Source organism: Streptomyces sp. NPDC039480 (assembly GCF_055597165.1).
Window position 1 is genome coordinate 156,382 of sequence record NZ_JBVITX010000010.1, and the last position, 17,482, is coordinate 173,863.

A 17,482-nucleotide genomic window follows, 5' to 3' on the forward strand; every position below is an offset into this window, starting at 1 on the left:
ACGGGGGGCCTTTCGTGGCCTGCGACGTCCTGCCCGGGCAGGAGCACCGAGCCCGCCGCTCCGCGGCGGATGCTTCCCACCCACCCACCCGTTTACCCCGCGACGTCTTGCGGGGGTAGGGGCCGGGGGGGGGTGGGGCTGCCCCGCGACGGCTTGCGGGGGTAGAGGCGGGCGGGTGGGGCTGCCCCTCGACGTCCTGCCCGGGGTAGGAGCGCCGAGCCCGCCGCTTCGCGGCGGATGTCTCCCACCCACCCACCCGTTTACCCCGCGACGTCTTGCGGGGGTAGGGGCGGGTGGCCGGGGTTGGCCCGCGACGTATAGCAGGAGTTGGGGCGGGTGGGTGGGGATTGCCCTGCGGTGCCTGCGGGAGTAGGGGCCCGGGGGGCGGGGATCGCCCGCGACGCAGTTGCCGCGCGGGGGAGCACAGGCCGGAGCCCCCACCGGGCCGCAGCCGCAAGCGCGCCCGAGGGAAGGCGCAAGGCCCCCACCGGGCCGCAGGCGCGAGCGCGCCCGCAGGGGAAGACGCAAGACCCCCACCGGGCCGCAGCCGCTCGCACGCCCGGGGGGAAGGCCCAAGCCCCCCACCGGGCCGCAGCCGCCAGCGGACCCGAGGGGACGTGGGGGTATGTGCGAACGGAGCACCGAGCACACCATGGCGCCTTTGTCCGGGCAGCGCGGCGCAGGGATGGCGAGTACGCACATACCCCCGCGGCCCCGCCCCACGGGCGGCAGAAGGCGCCCCCGCCAGACTCAGCCCCGCAGCGCCTCCTCCACCCCCCGGGCGACCCCCGCCGCCCGCTCCCCCGGCAACGGAGTGCCCTCCGCGTCCGTCACATAGAACGCGTCCACCGCGTTCGCCCCCAGCGTCGACACATGTGCGCTTCGCACCACCACTCCCGCCGCCTCCAGCGCGCGGCCGATTCGGTGGAGGAGGCCGGGGGCGTCCTGGGCCCGGACCTCGATGACCGTCGCGAGGCGTGAGGCCGCCGGGGCGACCGTCACCCGGGGTGGCGGCGCGACCGTTCCGCGGCGCCGGGGATAGGCAGCGTCCCGTTCGGCGAGGCGGCCCGCGATGTCCAGGGAGCCGTCGAGGGCGCGGACCAGATCGGCGCGGAGCCGGGCGGCCTGCGGCAAGGACCCGTACTCCGCCGCGACCCGCCAGTTCAGGAGGAGCACAGAGCCCTCCACGCCCGCCACGCCCTCGACACCCACCGGCGGCCCCGCCTCCCGCAGCTCCGCGGTCCGCACCGCGAGCCGGTGCAGCGCGAGCACCCCCGCCACTGCGGCCAGCACTCCCGGCTGATCCGGGACGGCGACCATCAGCTCCACCCCCAGCTGCTCCACCTCCAGCGGCTCCGACTCCGGCTCCTCGGCGGGCTGCTCCCCTTCCGCCCGCGCCCGCAGGGCCAGCACAGGACCACCTGTACGGAACGCCTCCACGGCGAGCCGCTCCTGCTCGGCCGTGGGCGCCGCGGCCCCGGGATCCGCGGGCTCGTCCCCGGCGAGCACCGCACCCACCCGCTTCACGAGGTCGGCGACCAGCGCCCCCCGCCACGCCGACCAGGCCGCGGGCCCGGTCGCCAGCGCGTCCGCCTCGGTCAGCGCGTGCAGCAGTTCCAGCGTCCCCGCGGATCCCACCGCCTCGGCGACGCCCCGCACGGTCGCCGGGTCGTCGAGGTCGCGCCGCGTGGCCGTCTCGACGAGCAGCAGGTGGTGGCGGACCAGGCATGCGACGACCGCCACGTCCCCCGTGTCGAAGCCGATCCGTGCCGCGACGTCCCGGGCGATGATCTCCCCGGCCACCGAGTGGTCACCGGGCCAGCCCTTCCCGATGTCGTGCAGCAGCGCGGCGACGAGCAGCAGGTCGGGCCGCCCCACCCGCCGGGTGAGCTCGGCCGCACGCACCGCCGTCTCGACCAGATGCCGGTCGACCGTCCACGTGTGGACGGCGTTCCGCTGCGGCCGGCACCGCACCCGCTCCCAGTCCGGCAGGAGCCGGGTGATGAGCCCCTCCGCCTCCAGCGCCTCCCACACGGGGACCGTCGGCCGTCCCGCGCCGAGCAGCGTCACGAGCTGCTCGCGCGCCTCGGCGGGCCACGGCGTGGGCAGGTTCCCCGCCGTGGCGGCCAGTCGCCGCACGGCGTGCAGGGACAGCGGAAGCCCCGCCTGGGCGGCGGCCGCCGCGGCGCGCAGCGGCAGCACGGGGTCCCGTTCGGGCCGGGCGGCGAGCGCGAGTACGGCCTCTCCCTCGTGCTCCACGACCCCCTCGGCGAGCGGCGACCGCTCGGCGACGCTCCCCCGGCCGTCCCCGCGGCCGACCCCTCGACCGGCCCCCCGCCCCCCGAGCATCGCCCGCAGCCGGGGCCGCCCGGACCGCGCCCGCAGGACGCGGCCCACCTCGCGCCAGGTGACGTCGCCGGCGTACGAGACGACGCGCGCGGCCTCGTACACCTGTCGCAGCAGGGTGTCCGCGTCCAGCAGGCCCAGCTCGGCGGCGACCTGGTCCTGTTCCTGGAGGGCGAGCCGGTCGGTGGCGCGGCCCGTCGTCAGGTGCAGCGCGTCGCGCACGTCCAGGAGGCGCCGCCGGGCGTCGGCGAGTCCCTCGCGGGGCGCGTCCGCGAGCCACGACGCGGCGACGGCCCGCAGCGCGGTCACGTCGCGGAGCCCGCCCCTGGCCTCCTTGAGGTCGGGTTCGAGCAGGTGGCCCAACTCGCCCTGCCGCTCGGCGCGTTCCTCGCAGAGCGCGCGCAGCTCGGGCAGTCGCTTCGGTGCCTGGTTGCGCCAGTCGGCGAGCACGGCCGTGCGGAGCGCGGCGGTCAGTCCGAGGTCTCCTGCGACATGCCGCGCGTCGAGGAGGCCGAGGTGCACCTTGAGGTCTTCGCCCGCGGTCTTCCTGGCCTCCGCGGGCGTGCGCACGGAGTGGTCGAGGGCGAGCCCGAGGTCCCAGACGGGGTACCAGAGGCGGTCGGCGAGCGCGGCCACCTCGGCCGGGTCCGCGCTCCCGTCGTGCAGGAGCAGCAGGTCGAGGTCGCTGCGCGGCGACAGCTCACCGCGGCCGTAACCCCCCACCGCGACGAGCGCGGCACCCCGCGGCACTCCAGCGACCCCGCCCCCGCCCCCGCCGCGCCCTCCGGCGTGGAAGAGCCCGGCCAGCCAGTCGTCCGTCAGCTCGGCCAGGGCGGAACGGCGCGGCGGCCCGGACCGCGACTCCTCCTGGAGGAGCCGCAGCCGGGCCGCCGCGTAGCCGCTGGGTCCGGAGTCTTCCGGTTTCGTTTCGGTACCTACGTCCACACTCGTCACCCAGCAGCTCCTGTTCCGTCCCGCTCAGTCCCGTTCCGTCCCGCCCCGTGACTTCTCCGGTCCCGCACGCCTCACAGCGCGTCGGGCCCCCGCTCCCCGGTCCGCACCCGGACAGCCGTGTCGACCGGCACGCTCCAGACCTTGCCGTCCCCGATCTTTCCGGTGCGGGCGGCCTTCACGACGATCTCGACGAGCTCTTCGGCGTCGTCGTCCTCCACGAGGACCTCGATGCGGATCTTCGGCACGAGGTCGACCGTGTACTCGGCGCCCCGGTAGACCTCGGTGTGCCCGCGCTGCCGTCCGTAGCCGCTGGCCTCGGTGACGGTCAGGCCCTGGACTCCGAAGGCCTGCAGCGCTTCCTTGATCTCGTCGAGCCGGTGCGGCTTGACGACCGCGGTGATGAGCTTCATGCGTCCACCTTCTTGTTCTTCTGAGCCTGTGCTGCCGCCGCCGCGCCCTGGACCGGTCCGGGAACGGCCGTACGCGGAGCCGTACCCCCGCCCGCACCGCTGAAGTCGTACGCGGTCTCGGCGTGTTCGACCTGGTCGATGCCGCCGACCTCGTCGTCCTCGCTGACCCGCATGCCGATCGTCTTGTCGATGAGGAGGGCGAGCACCGCGGAGGCGACCAGGGAGTACGCGAAGACCGCGCCGACGCCCGCGAGCTGCTTCCACAGCTGTTCGAGGCCGCCTCCGTAGAACAGGCCCTTCGCCTCCGACTGGCCGCCGCCGGTGGCGAAGAAGCCGACGAGGACCGAGCCGGCGACGCCGCCGACCAGGTGGACGCCGACGACGTCGAGGGAGTCGTCGTAGCCGAACTTGAACTTGAGTCCGACGGCCATGGCGCAGAGCAGACCGGCGATGGCGCCGATGGCGATGGCGCCGAGCGGCGAGCAGGAGCCGCCGGACGGGGTGATCGCGACGAGGCCGGCGACGGCGCCCGACGCGGCGCCCAGCGTGGTGAACGCGCCGTGCCGGATCTTCTCGTAGATGAGCCAGGCGAGCATCGCCGCGGCGGTGGCGACCTGCGTGTTGACGAACATGAGCGCGCCGACGCCGTCGTCGTTGCCGAGCCACGATCCGGCGTTGAAGCCGAACCAGCCGAACCACAGCAGGGCCGCGCCGAGCATCACGAGCGGCAGCGAGTGGGGTCGCATCGGGTCCTTCTTGAAGCCGACGCGCTTGCCGATGACGAGGATCACGCCGAGCGCCGCGGCTCCGGCGTTGATGTGGACGGCCGTGCCGCCCGCGAAGTCGATGACGCCGAGCTCGAAGGCCCAGCCGCCGGTGCCCCACACCCAGTGCGCGACGGGGAAGTACACGATCGTGGCCCAGAGGGCGACGAACAGCGCCCAGGCCGTGAACTTGACGCGGTCCGCGAGGGCGCCGCTGATCAGCGCCGGCGTGATGATCGCGAACATCAGCTGGAAGACGGCGAAGACGTAGACCGGGATGGTGTAGCCGTCCCAGAGCTGGTTGACGCCGAGGCCGCTGAGCCCGACGTAGTCGCTCTCCCAGCCGAAGAGGCTGCCGTGGTCGGTGCCGAACGCGACGGAGAAGCCGTACAGCACCCAGAGGATGGTGACGATCCCCAGGCTGATGAAGCTCATCATCAGCATGTTCAGGGTGCTCTTGACGCGGACCATGCCTCCGTAGAAGAAGGCCAGTCCGGGCGTCATGAGCATCACCAGGGCGGAGCAGATGAGCATGAATCCCGTGTTGGCGGCAGACAGCTCGGGGGCGTCTGCGGCGATCGTGATGCCTGGGGGCATCGGCGTCTCCTCGCTGTGGGGCCGGTTGTGCGCCAGACATTGGCGCAGCACGGTTTCGGCGGGGGCCCCTCGGTGTTTCGCCGCAGTGACGAAGAGGTCTTACGTGTTACGCGGCCATGAACTGCCGGGTGGCGCGGGGTGCGGTTTCCTACCCTGCGCGAGCATGAGAACCGGCCGCGGCGGCCATCCGGCTGACCTGGCATGGGGGGAGCCGAGTCGGGCTGTAAGGGATGGTCCGGCCGCGGCCGGGGCCGGTCGTGCCGGGGGTCAGACCGCCTCCGCGGTCTCCGGCATCTCGATGGCGAGTCGCTCGGTGAGCTGGACGACCTCGGCGACGTCTCCGAAGTCGCGGACGGCCGTGTCGACGGTTTTGCGCAGGCGGGTGTTGACCCGCTCGGAGCGGACTTTCTTGGCGATGTCGAGGGCCTGTCCGGCGAGGACAGTGCTCTGCTCGGGCTCGCGTTGCAGCAGGTGGACGGTGGCTTTGCCGATGAGGTTCAGCGCGTACGAACGCTGGTGTTCGGTGTCGGATTCGAAGAGCTCGACCGCGCGGTCCATGACGGGCTCGGCGAGCGAGGCGTAGGTGGGGCTGCGGCCTGCCACGTAGGCCAGGTCGCGGTACGAGTGGGCGTTCTCCCCGTTCAGCTCGGCCTCGGAGAAGAAGCGGATCCAGTCCGGCTCGGGCTCGGCGAAGTCCTCGGCGTCGGCGAAGGTGTCCTCGGCCATCCGCACGGCCCGCTTGCACTTGCCGGGCTGGCCCATGCTGGCGTACGCCCGGGCCTCCATCGCATACAGCATGGACTGGGTGCGCGGTCCCGCGCAGTCCCGGCTGCCGTACTGCGCGAGGTGGATGAGCTCGAGCGCGTCGTCCGGGCGGCCGAGGTGGATCATCTGGCGGCTCATGCTCGAGAGGATGTACGACCCGAGGGGCTTCTCGCCCGCTTCCTTGGCGGCGTGCAGGGCGAGGACGAAGTACTTCTGGGCGGTGGGCTGGAGTCCCACGTCGTAGCTCATCCAGCCCGCCAGCTCGGCGAGCTCGCCCGCGACCTTGAAGAGGCGCTTGGAGGTGGCTTCGGGCTGGGGCTCCTGCAGCAGGTCCGTCACTTCGTGCAGCTGTCCGACGACGGCCTTGCGGCGGAGCCCTCCCCCGCACTGGGCGTCCCACTGGCGGAACATCACCGTCGTGGACTCCAGGAGGTCGAGCTCCGGCTTGGAGAGCCGCGCCGGGCGGCGCGACACGGCGGGCTCGGGGTCCTGGCGCGGGGACGAGGGCGCGGGCACGAGCCAGCGCTGCATGGGCTCGATGAGGGCGGGACCCGCGGAGAGCGCGAGCGAGGTGCCGAGGAAGCCGCGCCGGGCGAGCATCAGGTCGCTGCGCGAGAACTCACTGATGAGGGCGACCGTCTGCGGACCGGTCCAGGGCAGGTCGACCCCGGAGGAGGCGGGCGTGCGGTGGGCCGGGCGGAGCCCCAGGTCCTCGACGGCGACGACGCAGCCGAAGCGCTCGGAGAACAGCTCGGAGAGGATGCGGGGAATCGGCTCGCGCGGATTCTCGCCGTCCAGCCAGCGGCGCACCCGCGAGGTGTCGGTGGAAATATGATGAGCGCCCAACTGCCGTGCCCTACGGTTCACTTGCCGGGCCAGCTCGCCCTTCGACCAGCCGCTGCGCACGAACCAGGACGTGAGCATCTCGTTGGGGCGCTTCTCGGCGCTTGTGGCGTGCGTGCCGCCTCCACCGTTGCCGCTCACTGGAACGCCCCCATCCATCATGACACTTGCGCGCTGTCCACGCCAAGCCCTAACAGAATGCCGCGCCTTGCGGCCGCCCGTCCGGAGAATGTCACCCGTCGAACAGGAAACCGACTTGCCTCCGGCATACCCGCGAGTGCTCGAACTCCCAGGGCCATGTACCGAAAGTAATCCTACGATCACGGGTCCGGCGAGGGCGATTGCGGAAACGCCACCATTCGCCACCCCTTCGAATGAACTCCCTTGCGGCGACAAGCGATTCACTTGACACAGGTCGAGGGAAAGTGGGCGGAGCGGAGTGCACCGGGGCGCACAATGACCGGCGCACCACCGTGAATGCTTCGAGCGCCGCCTCAAGGACAGACGGTCACGAGCCGATTCCGTTTCGTAACCGCTGCACGCGCGACACGTTGGAGGGGGCATGGGCTTCACGATCGGCGGCATCCGGGGAACCGACAGGCCCCGGACCGGATCACGGCGGCGCGGCCGCACATCGGACTGCACCGCGGTGGCGGAGTACACCGGCCTGTGGGGCTGGGCCGCGGTGCCCGGCGCCCGGGCCGCCGTGGACGGCACCTGTTCGTGCGGAGCCACCGCTTGCCCGGCCCCCGGCGCCCACCCGCTGGGCTTCGCGCCCGAGGTCCCGGCCGGGGCCACCCTGGACGAAGTGGCGGACGCCTGGGCGGAGTTCCCCGGCGCCGCCGTGCTGCTGCCGGTGGGCCGCGCGTTCGACGTGCTCGAGGTGGCGGAGGCCGCGGGGCGGCGCGCCCTGGTCCGGCTGGAGCGGATGGGGCTCCCCCTCGGGCCGGTGGCGGTCACGCCGGACGGCCGGGCGCAGTTCTTCGTCGCCCCCGGCGCCGCGGCCGGACTCCCCCAGCTGCTCTACCGCATGGGCTGGGACGGCGCCGACCTGGACCTGCACGGCCTCGGCCGGGGCGACCACATCACGGCGCCGCCGTCCGACCGGGGCGGCCTTGGCCCGGTCCGCTGGCTCCGCTCCCCGGCGCTCGACACGGCGACGAACCCGCCCGAGGCGCGGCTCCTCCTGGGAACCCTGGCGTACGTGGCACACCGCTCCCCCGCGTAGCGCCGGACGACGGAAGGGCCCCCTCGCATCTGCACCGTGCGAGGGGGCCCTTCTCCTGCGTACGAGAGTTCCGGCCTCTCGGAGCCTGTGTCAGTCCCCGATGAGCGCGTCCACGAACGCCTCCGGCTCGAACGGCGCCAGGTCGTCCGCGCCCTCGCCGAGGCCGATCAGCTTGACCGGCACGCCCAGTTCGCGCTGCACGGCGACGACGATGCCACCCTTGGCCGTGCCGTCCAGCTTGGTGAGGACGATGCCCGTGATGTCGACGACCTCGGCGAAGACCCGCGCCTGCACCAGGCCGTTCTGCCCGGTCGTGGCGTCGAGGACGAGCAGCACCTCGTCGAGCGGGGCGTGCTTCTCGACGACGCGCTTGACCTTGCCGAGCTCGTCCATGAGGCCCGTCTTGGTGTGCAGTCGGCCGGCGGTGTCGATGAGGACGACGTCCGCCCCTTCGGCGATGCCTTCCTTGACCGCGTCGAAGGCGATTGAGGCGGGGTCGCCGCCCTCGGGGCCGCGGACCGTGCGGGCGCCGACGCGCTCGCCCCAGGTCTGCAACTGGTCGGCGGCGGCGGCGCGGAAGGTGTCGGCGGCGCCGAGGACGACCGAGCGGCCGTCGGCGACGAGGACGCGCGCGAGCTTGCCGGTGGTGGTGGTCTTGCCGGTGCCGTTGACCCCGACGACCATCACGATGCCCGGCGTCTCCAGGCCGGACTCGGTCTTCACGGTGCGGTCGAAGTCCGTGCCGGCGCCGGTACCGAGGAGCGCGATGAGCTCCTCGCGGAGCAGGGTGCGCAGCTCGTCCGGGGTGCGGGTGCCGAGCACGCGGACGCGCTCGCGCAGCCGCTCCACGAGCTCCTGGGTGGGCGCGACACCGACGTCCGCGGTGAGCAGGGTGTCCTCGATCTCCTCCCAGGTGTCCTCGTCGAGGTGCTCACGGGACAGCAGCGTGAGCAGTCCCTTGCCGAGCGCGTTCTGCGAGCGGGAGAGCCGGGCGCGCAGCCGGACCAGACGTCCTGCGGTGGGCTCGGGGGTCTCGATCTCCGGCGCGGCCGGTTCTTCGACGGCCGGCTCCTCGACCACGACCGGCGCGGTGGCCGACGGCTCGACGAGCGGGAGTTCCACCTCCTCGATCGTGCGGCGCGGTTCGTCGCGCGGCGTCTCGGCCTCGTCGCCGACCTTCGGTTCGGCGGGAGGGGCGGTGATGGTGGGCGCGGAGGGCGGGGCCTGCGGGGGCAGCTGCTTCTTCTTGCGGCTGCCGATCACGAGCCCGCCGAGCGCGCCGATCACGACCACGGCGATGACTACAGCAAGGATGACGATTTCCATAACCCGTCCAGTATCGGCCATGGCCCCCGCAGAGGCCCAGATTGTGTTTTCCTCCAAAGAACATATGCCACGGGAAGGCACTACTCGGATTAAAGTACGATGGAGCTCTCTGCATCAACGCGCGTAGAGTCCATCGCGATCAACCCCCACCGACGGATCGCGACGATGCGAGCCGAGCGAGAGGCACGGACCCACCCCCATGAGCACCACCGCCGAATCCGAAGGCGCCCTCGAGACGCGCGGCCTTGAGCCCGTCCCGGACGCCGAGCGCACGGGCAAGACCCGCGAACTCTTCCCCACGTGGGTCGCGGCCAACATCAGCGTCCTGCTGCTCACCATGGGCGCGGGTCTGATCGTGTCCAACGGCCTGAACTTCTGGCAGGTCCTGGTCGTCGCGCTCGTCTCGCCCCTGCTGAGCTACGGCATGGTCGGCCTGATCTCCGTCGCCGGCAAGCGCGGCGGTTCGCCCGGCATGACGCTCTCGCGCGCGGTCTTCGGCCAGCGCGGCAACCTGTTCCCGGGCGCCCTGATCTGGGTCGCCCGCTGGGGCTGGGAGACGATCAACGCGGTCACCGGTGCGTACGCGATCATCACGGTCCTGGACATCTGCTTCGGTGTGAAGTCGAGCACCTGGCTGACCGTGGTCACGCTCGTCGCCTTCGTCACCTGCACGTTCCTGATCAGTGGCCTCGGCCGGAAGATCCTGCACATCTGCAGCACCTGGTCGACGTACGCCTTCGGCGCGTTCAGCGTGCTCGTGCTCGTCTACCTCCTCGCCGAGACCGACTGGTCCGCCGTCTTCGACAAGCCCGCGGGCTCCACGGCGATGATGGTCGCGGGTGTCGGCACCATCGCGGCGGGCGGCATCAGCTGGGTCCCCACCGGCCCGGACTTCACGCGCTACCTCCCGCGCAACGCCTCGAACAAGCCGCTGGTCGGCCACGCGGTCGGCGGCGCCGCCATCGTCGTCGTCCCGATGGTCCTGATGGGCGCCGTCATGGCGGTCTCCGCGCCGAAGCTCTCCACCGCGCAGGACCCGGTCTCCTTCCTCGGCTCGCTGCTCCCGACGTGGATCGCGGTGCCGTACCTGATCATGGCCCTGGTCGGCATGCTGCTGATCAACTCGATGTCGATGTACTCCGCGGGCTTCACCGCCATGACGCTCGGCATCAAGGTCCCGCGCGCCTGGGCCGTCAGCGTGAACGCGATCATCAGCCTGATCTTCGGCTACATCCTGATGAACGTGGCGACGAGCTTCATGGGCTCGTTCATCTCCTTCCTCACCCTCCTCGCGGTCGCGTTCTCCGCCTGGATCGGCGTCTTCGGCATCGACATGCTGCGCCGCAAGACGTACGACGGCGAGGCCCTGATGGACACCAAGCGCACCAGCGCCTACTGGTACAAGGCCGGCTTCGCCTGGCAGGCCATGGCGGCGTGGGCGATCGCCCTGGTGGTGGGCCTGCTCTTCACCAAGGTCGACTGGTTCAGCGGCCCGCTCGCCACGTCCTGGCTCGGCCGGCACGGCCTCGGCTGGCTGATCACGATCGGCGTCGCCGCCGTGCTGTACGCGGTCCTGCCGAAGACGCCGCTGGTGGAGCAGGACGCGGCGGCCGGCAAGGGCGGGGACGACACCGAGCTGGTCTCCGCCTGATCCTCGCCAACTTCCCGACGGGACCATCCAACTCCCGTACGAGGCTATCCATCTGATTTCGCGTCAGCTAACGTCCCCCTTCGCCGCCCACGCACGGTGAAGGGGGACGTTTCCATGCCCACCACAGTCGTACGTTTCAATCTCGTCGATCCCGCGGCGACGCCCGCCTCGCTGAGCGAGCGCTACCGGACCGCCCTGGAGATGGCCGCCTACGCGGACGACCGCGGCATCTCCACGGTCCAGACGGAGGAGCACCACGGCGCGGAGAACAACTGGATCTCCTCGCCCTTCACATTCGCGGGCGCCGTCTTCGGCGCCACCCGGCGCATCTCGGTGACGGTGTCCGCGGTCATCGGGCCGCTGCACGACCCGCTGCGGCTCGCCGAGGACATCGCCGTACTCGACCTGCTGAGCGCGGGACGCCTGGTCACGGTGGCGGGGATCGGCTACCGGCCGGAGGAGTACGAGCAGGCGGGCGTCGACTGGAAGAGCCGAGGAAAGCTCCAGGACGAGCTGCTGGAGACGCTGCTCCAGGCCTGGACCGGCGAGCCGTTCGCCTTCCGCGGCCGCACGGTGCGCGTCACGCCGCGCCCCTTCACCCGGCCGCATCCGCTGCTGCTTGTCGGCGGCTCATCGAAGGCGGCGGCCCGGCGGGCGGCCCGGCTCGGCCTGCCGTTCTTCCCGAGCGCCCATCTGCCGGAGCTGGAGGCGTACTACAACGAACAGCTCGCGGCGCACGGCACCGAGGGCTGGACGATGATGCCGGCCGCCGAGACCCCGCTCCTGCACATCGCCGACGACCCGGACGACGTCTGGGCCGAGCACGGCGAGCACTTCCTGCACGAGGCCCGCACCTACGCCTCCTGGCAGAACGAGCACATCCGCTCGGCGGTGAAGTCGTCGGCCACCACGGTGGCGGAGCTGCGCGCCGAGGGGATCTACCGGATCCTGACGCCCGACGAGTGCGTGGCGTACGCGAAGGGCGGCGCCGAGAACCTCGTCCTGCATCCGCTCTCCGGCGGTATGCCCGTCGACGAGGGCTGGCGCAGCCTGCACCACTTCTGCGAAAACGTACTGCCCCGGCTCAAGGACAAGTGAGCACGAGTCCTTGGGCCGGGGCAGCTTCCTGGAGAGGAGGGGGCAGCGGGGGTTTAGCCCATCTCCTCCAGGGCCTTGCCCTTCGTCTCCTTGACGAACTTCATGACGAAGGGGATCGAGATCGCGGCGAAGGCGCCGTAGATGATGTACGAGCCGGTCAGGGACCACTCGGACATGCTCGGGAAGGTCTTGGTGATCGCGAAGTTGGCGAGCCACTGGGCGGAGGCGGCCACACCGAGCGCGGCGGCGCGGATCCGGTTCGGGAAGATCTCGCCGAGCAGTACCCAGACGACCACACCCCAGGACAGGGCGAAGAAGAGCACGAAGGCGTTGGCGGCGATGATCGCGGTCAGGCCCTGCGCGTTCGGCAGCGAGACGGTGTCACCGGAGCCGGTCTTGTACGAGAACGCCCACGCCATGGTGAAGAGCGCCGCCGCCATGCCCGCGGAGCCGATGATGGCGAGGGGCTTGCGGCCGATGCGGTCGACGAAGATCATCGCGATGACCGTGCCGACGATGTTCACGATCGACGTCTCGAACGAGTACAGGAACGAGCTGGACGGGTCCTTGCCGATCGACTGCCACAGCTGGTTCGAGTAGTAGAAGATCACGTTGATGCCGACGAGCTGCTGGAAGACCGAGAGCCCGATGCCGATCCACACGATCGGCAGGAAGCCGACCTTGCCGAGCAGGTCCTTGAAGGACGGCTTGTGCTCCCGGTGCAGGCCCTTCTCGATCTCGTCGACGCGGGCGTCCAGGTCGATGGTGTGGCCCTCGACCTCGCCGAGCACCTTCTTGGCCTCGGTGTGCCGTCCTGCGGAGATCAGGAAGCGCGGCGACTCGGGGATGATGAAGGACAGCAGGCCGTAGAGCAGCGCCGGGACGACCATGACGCCGAGCATCCACTGCCAGGCCTCGAGACCCATCAGCTTGCCGCGCTGGTCGCCGTCGGCCATGTTCAGGATGCCCCAGTTGACCAGCTGGGAGACGGCGATGCCGATGACGATGGCCGCCTGCTGGAACGAGGCGAGCCGGCCGCGGTAGGCGGGCGGTGCGACCTCGGCGATGTAGGCCGGGCCGATCACCGAGGCCATGCCGATGCCGATGCCGCCGATGAGGCGCCACATCGTGAGGTCCCAGGCCGCGAAGGGCAGGGCCGAGCCGACGGCGCTGGCCGCGAAGAGGACGGCGGCGATCTGCATGCAGCGGATGCGGCCGATGCGGTCGGCGATGCGTCCGGCGACCGCGGCGCCCACGGCACAGCCCAACAGCGCGGTGGCGATGATCCAGCCGAGCATGTTGGCGTCGACGTCGAAGCGGTGCTGGATGGCGACGGTCGCGCCATTGATCACCGAACTGTCGTAGCCGAAGAGGAAGCCACCCATCGCGGCCGCCGCCGTAATGAAGATGACATGGCCGAGATGGTCCGGGTGGGCCTCTCTGGCTCCGGACTGGGGCGCCTGCGATGTGCTGGTCACGTGTACTCCTCGGGCCACCGGCAGCGCTGCCGGGGGTGGGGGCGAGCTCTTCAAGTGGCGCACAACTTCACGCCGCCCACCACCTGAAGGTAAAAGCAACGTTGCAGAGACTATGCCTTCAAGTTTCGAAGTCAATAGGTGGGCTGCTGTGAATTTGAGGGCACTCTGGAGCTGCTTGTGTTCAAGTCTTGAAGTCCTGAAGGGAAGGGCTAGCGGAGGCGCTGGCTGATGACCTTGGAGACGCCGTCACCCTGCATCGAGACGCCGTACAGCGCGTCGGCGACCTCCATCGTGCGCTTCTGGTGCGTGATCACGATGAGCTGCGAGGCCTCCTGCAGCTCCTGCATGATGCGGATGAGCCGCTGCAGGTTGGTGTCGTCGAGCGCCGCCTCGACCTCGTCCATCACGTAGAACGGGCTGGGCCGCGCCTTGAAGATCGAGACGAGCAGCGCCACGGCCGTCAGCGAACGCTCGCCGCCGGACAGCAGCGAGAGCCGCTTGACCTTCTTGCCCGGCGGCCGGGCCTCGACGTCGATGCCCGTGGTGAGCATGTTGTCGGGATCGGTCAGGACGAGCCGTCCCTCACCGCCCGGGAAGAGCCGCGAGAAGACACCCTCGAACTCCCGCGCCGTGTCGTAATAGGCCTCGGTGAAGACCTGCTCGACGCGTTCGTCGACCTCCTTCACCACCTGGAGGAGGTCGGTCCGCGTCTTCTTCAGGTCTTCGAGCTGCTCGCTCAGGAACTTGTGGCGCTCCTCCAGCGCCGCGAACTCCTCGAGGGCCAGCGGATTCACTTTCCCGAGCTGCTGATACGCCCGTTCGGCTGACCTGAGCCGCTTCTCCTGCTCCTCGCGGACGAACGGCACCGGCTGGTTGCGCGGGTGCCGCGGGTCGTCGGGCAGCTCCTCCCCGTCGGCGGGGGGCGAGGGCGGCACGGGCTGATCGGGGCCGTAGTCGGCGACGAGTCCCGCCGGTTCCACACCGAGTTCCTCCAGCGCCTTGGTCTCCAGCTGCTCGATCCGCAGCCTCTTCTCGGCACCGAGTACCTCGCCGCGGTGAACGTAATCCGTGAGTTTGTCGAGTTCGGCCTTGAGGTCGCGGCCCCGGGCGCGCTCGGCCCCCAGATCCCGCTCCCGCACCTCCTTGGCGCGCTCGGCGGCGGTCCGCTCTTCCTGCGCGCGTACGAGGGAGACCTCGACGTGGGCGAGCAGCTGACGCCCGCCTGCGGCGACGGCCCCGGCGACCGCGGCCTCGTGGCGCAGCCGCGCCCTGCGCTGCTCGGCACGCGCGCGTGCCTCGCGTTCGGCGCGCGCGGCCCGGTCCAGGGAGTCGGCGCGGCCCGCGAGGGCCTTCACCCGCTCCTCGTGCGTACGGGCCTGGAGCCTGGCCTCCATCTCGGTCTGCCGAGCGTTGGCACCGTCGGCGGCGAGCCGGTCGCGCACGGAGGTGTCGGGCTCCTCCTCCGAGCCGGAAGGGGACGCCTCCTCGGCGACGGCGAGCCGCTCGGCGAGCTCCTCCGCCTCCTCGACCGCCTTGTCCAGCGCGTCCTGGGCCTTGGCCGCGGCCGCAGTACTCCGCTCGGCCTCGCCCGCGGCGCCCCGCGCCTGCCCGGCGAGCCGCCCCAACTGCTGCGCCACGGAGGACTTCTCCCGGTCGGCGGCCCGCCGCCGCTCCCCCAACTCCTCGACGAGCGCGGCACATTCCCTGCGCCGCTCCCCCGCGCTCCGCTGAGCCTCCGACAACTCCTCGCACTGTGCGGCCAGTCGCTCCAGCTCGGCGGCGGCCTCGTCGACGGACGCCTGCACTTCGAGCAGGCTGGGCGCGCCGGCGGACCCGCCCTGCGCGAAGTGCGCCCCGAGCAGGTCCCCTTCGGCGGTGACGGCGGTCAGCTCCGGGTGGGCGTAGACGAGATCCTCGGCGTCCTCCAGCGTGCCGACGGCGACGATCCCGCGCAGCAGCCGCCGCACCGCGGGCATCAGCTCGTCGGGCCCCCGCACGAGATCGGCGACGTACGGCGGCCCGCCGGGACGCTCCGGCTGTACGTCCTCGGGGGCGCCGCCGAGCAGCAGCGCCGCCCGGCCCGCGTCCTGCTTGCGGAGCAGCCGGATGGCTTCGGCGGCCGTGCCGGGACCGTGCACGGCGATGGCGTCGGCCCCGGCGCCGAGCGCGGCCGCGACGGGCACCTCGTAGCCGGGGGCGACGGTGAGCAGGGTGGCGGCGGGGCCGAGCAGGCCGGTGAGCTGGTCCTTGGCGGCGAGCAGCGCGCCGGTGCCGTCCTTGCGGCGCAGGCCGAGCGCGAGCGCCTCGTGCCGGGCCGCGACCGCGGCCCGGCTGCGCTCGGCGCCGGTGGCCGCCTCCCGCGCCGCGGTGAGCGCCGCCTCGGCCTCGGCGAGCTCCCGCTTCGCCGCGTCGTGCCGCTCGCCGAGCTCCGCGTCGTCCGCGTCGAGCCCGTCGACCTCGGCCTTGAGCTGCTCGTACTCCTCCTGGGCCGCGACGGCGCGCTCGGCGGCTCCGTCCCGCGCCTCGGCGAGCCGGTCGATCTCGGCCTGGGCGGACGCGGCGCGCGAGCGGGCCGCGTTGACCTGTCCGTGCAGCCGTGCGAGGCCCTCGCGCCGGTCGGCGATGGCCCGCGCGACGTCCTTGAGGCGGCGCTCCTCGGCCGCCAGCTGCCGTTCCAGCTCGGCCCGGTGGGCGACCGTGTCCTCCAGGGCGTGCTCGGCGGCCTCCAGGGCGGCTTCGAGCTCGGCCTCCTGTTCGCGGATGCGGGCGGCCTCGCGCTCCAGGTCCTCGGGGTCGCGGCCGCGCCGCTCCTCGGGAGGTGCGGCGGTGGCGCTCTTGACCCGGGCCTCGGCCAGCGAGACGGTGCCGCGCACGCGCTCGGCCAGCTGGGACAGCTCGTACCAGGTCTGCTGGGCGCGCTGGAGTCGCGGGGTGAGGCGTCGCACCTCTTCTTCCAGCTGGGCCTCGCGTTGCACGGCGGTCTTCAGCTCGGCCTCGGCGCTGTCCCTGCGCTCCTTGAGCGCGGCCTCGTCGGCGACCTCGGCGTTCAGCGCCTCGCGCAGCCGTACGAGGTCGTCGGCGAGCAGTCGGAGCCGGGCGTCGCGCAGGTCGGCCTGGATGACGGCGGCCCTGCGGGCGACGGCGGCCTGCCGGCCGAGCGGTTTGAGCTGGCGGCGCAGCTCGTCGGTGAGGTCCTGCACGCGCGCGAGGTTGGCCTGCATCGCGTCGAGCTTGCGGAGGGCCTTCTCCTTGCGCTTGCGGTGCTTGAGGACGCCCGCGGCCTCCTCGATGAACGCGCGGCGCCCCATCGGGTCGGCGTGCAGCACCCCGTCGAGCTGGCCCTGGCCGACGATGACGTGCATCTCCCGGCCGATGCCGGAGTCGGAGAGCAGTTCCTGGATGTCGAGGAGGCGGCAGGTGTCGCCGTTGATCTGGTACTCGCTGCCGCCGTTGCGGAACATGATCCGCGTGATGGTGACCTCGGCGTACTCGATGGGCAGGGCGCCGTCGGAGTTGTCGATGGTGAGGGAGACCTCGGCGCGGCCGAGCGGGGGCCGCCCGGTGGTGCCGGCGAAGATGACGTCCTCCATCTTGCCGCCGCGCAGGGATTTGGCGCCCTGCTCGCCCATGACCCAGCTGAGCGCGTCCACGACGTTGGACTTGCCGGAGCCGTTGGGTCCGACGACACAGGTGATGCCCGGTTCGAACTTCAGCGTCGTCGCCGACGCGAAGGACTTGAAGCCGCGCAGGGTCAGGGCCTTGAGATGCACGCCGTCGGACTCTACCTTTCGCTGACAGTTTCACCGATGAAGGTGCAGGGCACATCAGACGGTAAAGAGACCACGGTAAAGAGAGCAGCGTACGCCGGGGCAAAGCAGGGCCGAGCCGGACCCGGGCCGGGACAAGAAAGAAGGGACGCCGAAGCGTCCCTTGCAGATCTGGACAAGCGGCTGACACTACAGCCTGACCACTTGCTTAGTACGGGCCCTTACGACAAGGCGAGGCCCATATGTTCGTCATCG

10 protein-coding genes are annotated in these 17,482 nt (G+C 71.8%); 3 read left to right on the plus strand and 7 right to left on the minus strand.

Annotation, left to right across the window (positions count from 1 at the left end; genetic code table 11):
• Positions 1–750: 750 nt before the first annotated feature.
• The 4 genes from ACZ56E_RS28900 to nsdA all read right to left on the minus strand — a co-directional run bounded on the left by ACZ56E_RS28900 (position 751) and on the right by nsdA (position 6,820).
• Positions 751–3,300, minus strand: coding sequence for a [protein-PII] uridylyltransferase (locus ACZ56E_RS28900; RefSeq protein ID WP_471218608.1), 2,550 nt, complete (start codon positions 3,298–3,300; stop codon positions 751–753).
• A 71-nt stretch (positions 3,301–3,371) separates the two neighbouring features.
• The gene (locus tag ACZ56E_RS28905; RefSeq protein ID WP_471218610.1) at positions 3,372–3,710 is read right to left on the minus strand and encodes a P-II family nitrogen regulator; all 339 of its coding nucleotides are present in this window, start codon (positions 3,708–3,710) and stop codon (positions 3,372–3,374) included.
• Entirely contained in the window at positions 3,707–5,071 is a 1,365-nt protein-coding gene (locus tag ACZ56E_RS28910) for an ammonium transporter (protein WP_471218612.1), read from the minus strand. Before ACZ56E_RS28910 ends, ACZ56E_RS28905 begins: the two co-directional genes overlap by 4 nt.
• Positions 5,072–5,338: 267 nt before the next feature.
• Positions 5,339–6,820 (minus strand): transcriptional repressor NsdA, encoded by a 1,482-nt coding sequence (gene nsdA, locus ACZ56E_RS28915; protein ID WP_471218615.1) that lies wholly within the window; start codon positions 6,818–6,820, stop codon positions 5,339–5,341.
• Between the two features lie 421 nt (positions 6,821–7,241).
• Between nsdA and ACZ56E_RS28920 the strand changes: the two genes are divergently transcribed.
• The gene (locus tag ACZ56E_RS28920) at positions 7,242–7,907 is read left to right on the plus strand and encodes a bifunctional DNA primase/polymerase (protein ID WP_468611441.1); all 666 of its coding nucleotides are present in this window, start codon (positions 7,242–7,244) and stop codon (positions 7,905–7,907) included.
• A gap of 90 nt (positions 7,908–7,997) precedes the next feature.
• Here ACZ56E_RS28920 and ftsY read toward each other — a convergent pair whose 3' ends face one another.
• Positions 7,998–9,233, minus strand: coding sequence for a signal recognition particle-docking protein FtsY (gene ftsY / locus ACZ56E_RS28925; RefSeq protein ID WP_471218618.1), 1,236 nt, complete (start codon positions 9,231–9,233; stop codon positions 7,998–8,000).
• A gap of 199 nt (positions 9,234–9,432) precedes the next feature.
• Between ftsY and ACZ56E_RS28930 the strand changes: the two genes are divergently transcribed.
• Complete coding sequence (locus ACZ56E_RS28930; RefSeq protein ID WP_471218620.1) at positions 9,433–10,884, plus strand: purine-cytosine permease family protein; 1,452 nt, start codon at positions 9,433–9,435, stop codon at positions 10,882–10,884.
• Between the two features lie 114 nt (positions 10,885–10,998).
• Positions 10,999–11,982, plus strand: a complete 984-nt coding sequence (locus ACZ56E_RS28935) for an LLM class flavin-dependent oxidoreductase (RefSeq protein ID WP_471218622.1) — start codon at positions 10,999–11,001, stop codon at positions 11,980–11,982.
• A gap of 53 nt (positions 11,983–12,035) precedes the next feature.
• Here the strand turns inward: ACZ56E_RS28935 and ACZ56E_RS28940 are convergent, their stop codons facing one another.
• On the minus strand, positions 12,036–13,460 hold the full coding sequence (locus tag ACZ56E_RS28940) for a sugar porter family MFS transporter (protein ID WP_471218624.1): 1,425 nt from the start codon (positions 13,458–13,460) through the stop codon (positions 12,036–12,038).
• 209 nt (positions 13,461–13,669) lie between these two features.
• Positions 13,670–17,230, minus strand: coding sequence for a chromosome segregation protein SMC (gene smc, locus ACZ56E_RS28945; protein ID WP_471218626.1), 3,561 nt, complete (start codon positions 17,228–17,230; stop codon positions 13,670–13,672).
• Positions 17,231–17,482: the final 252 nt, after the last annotated feature.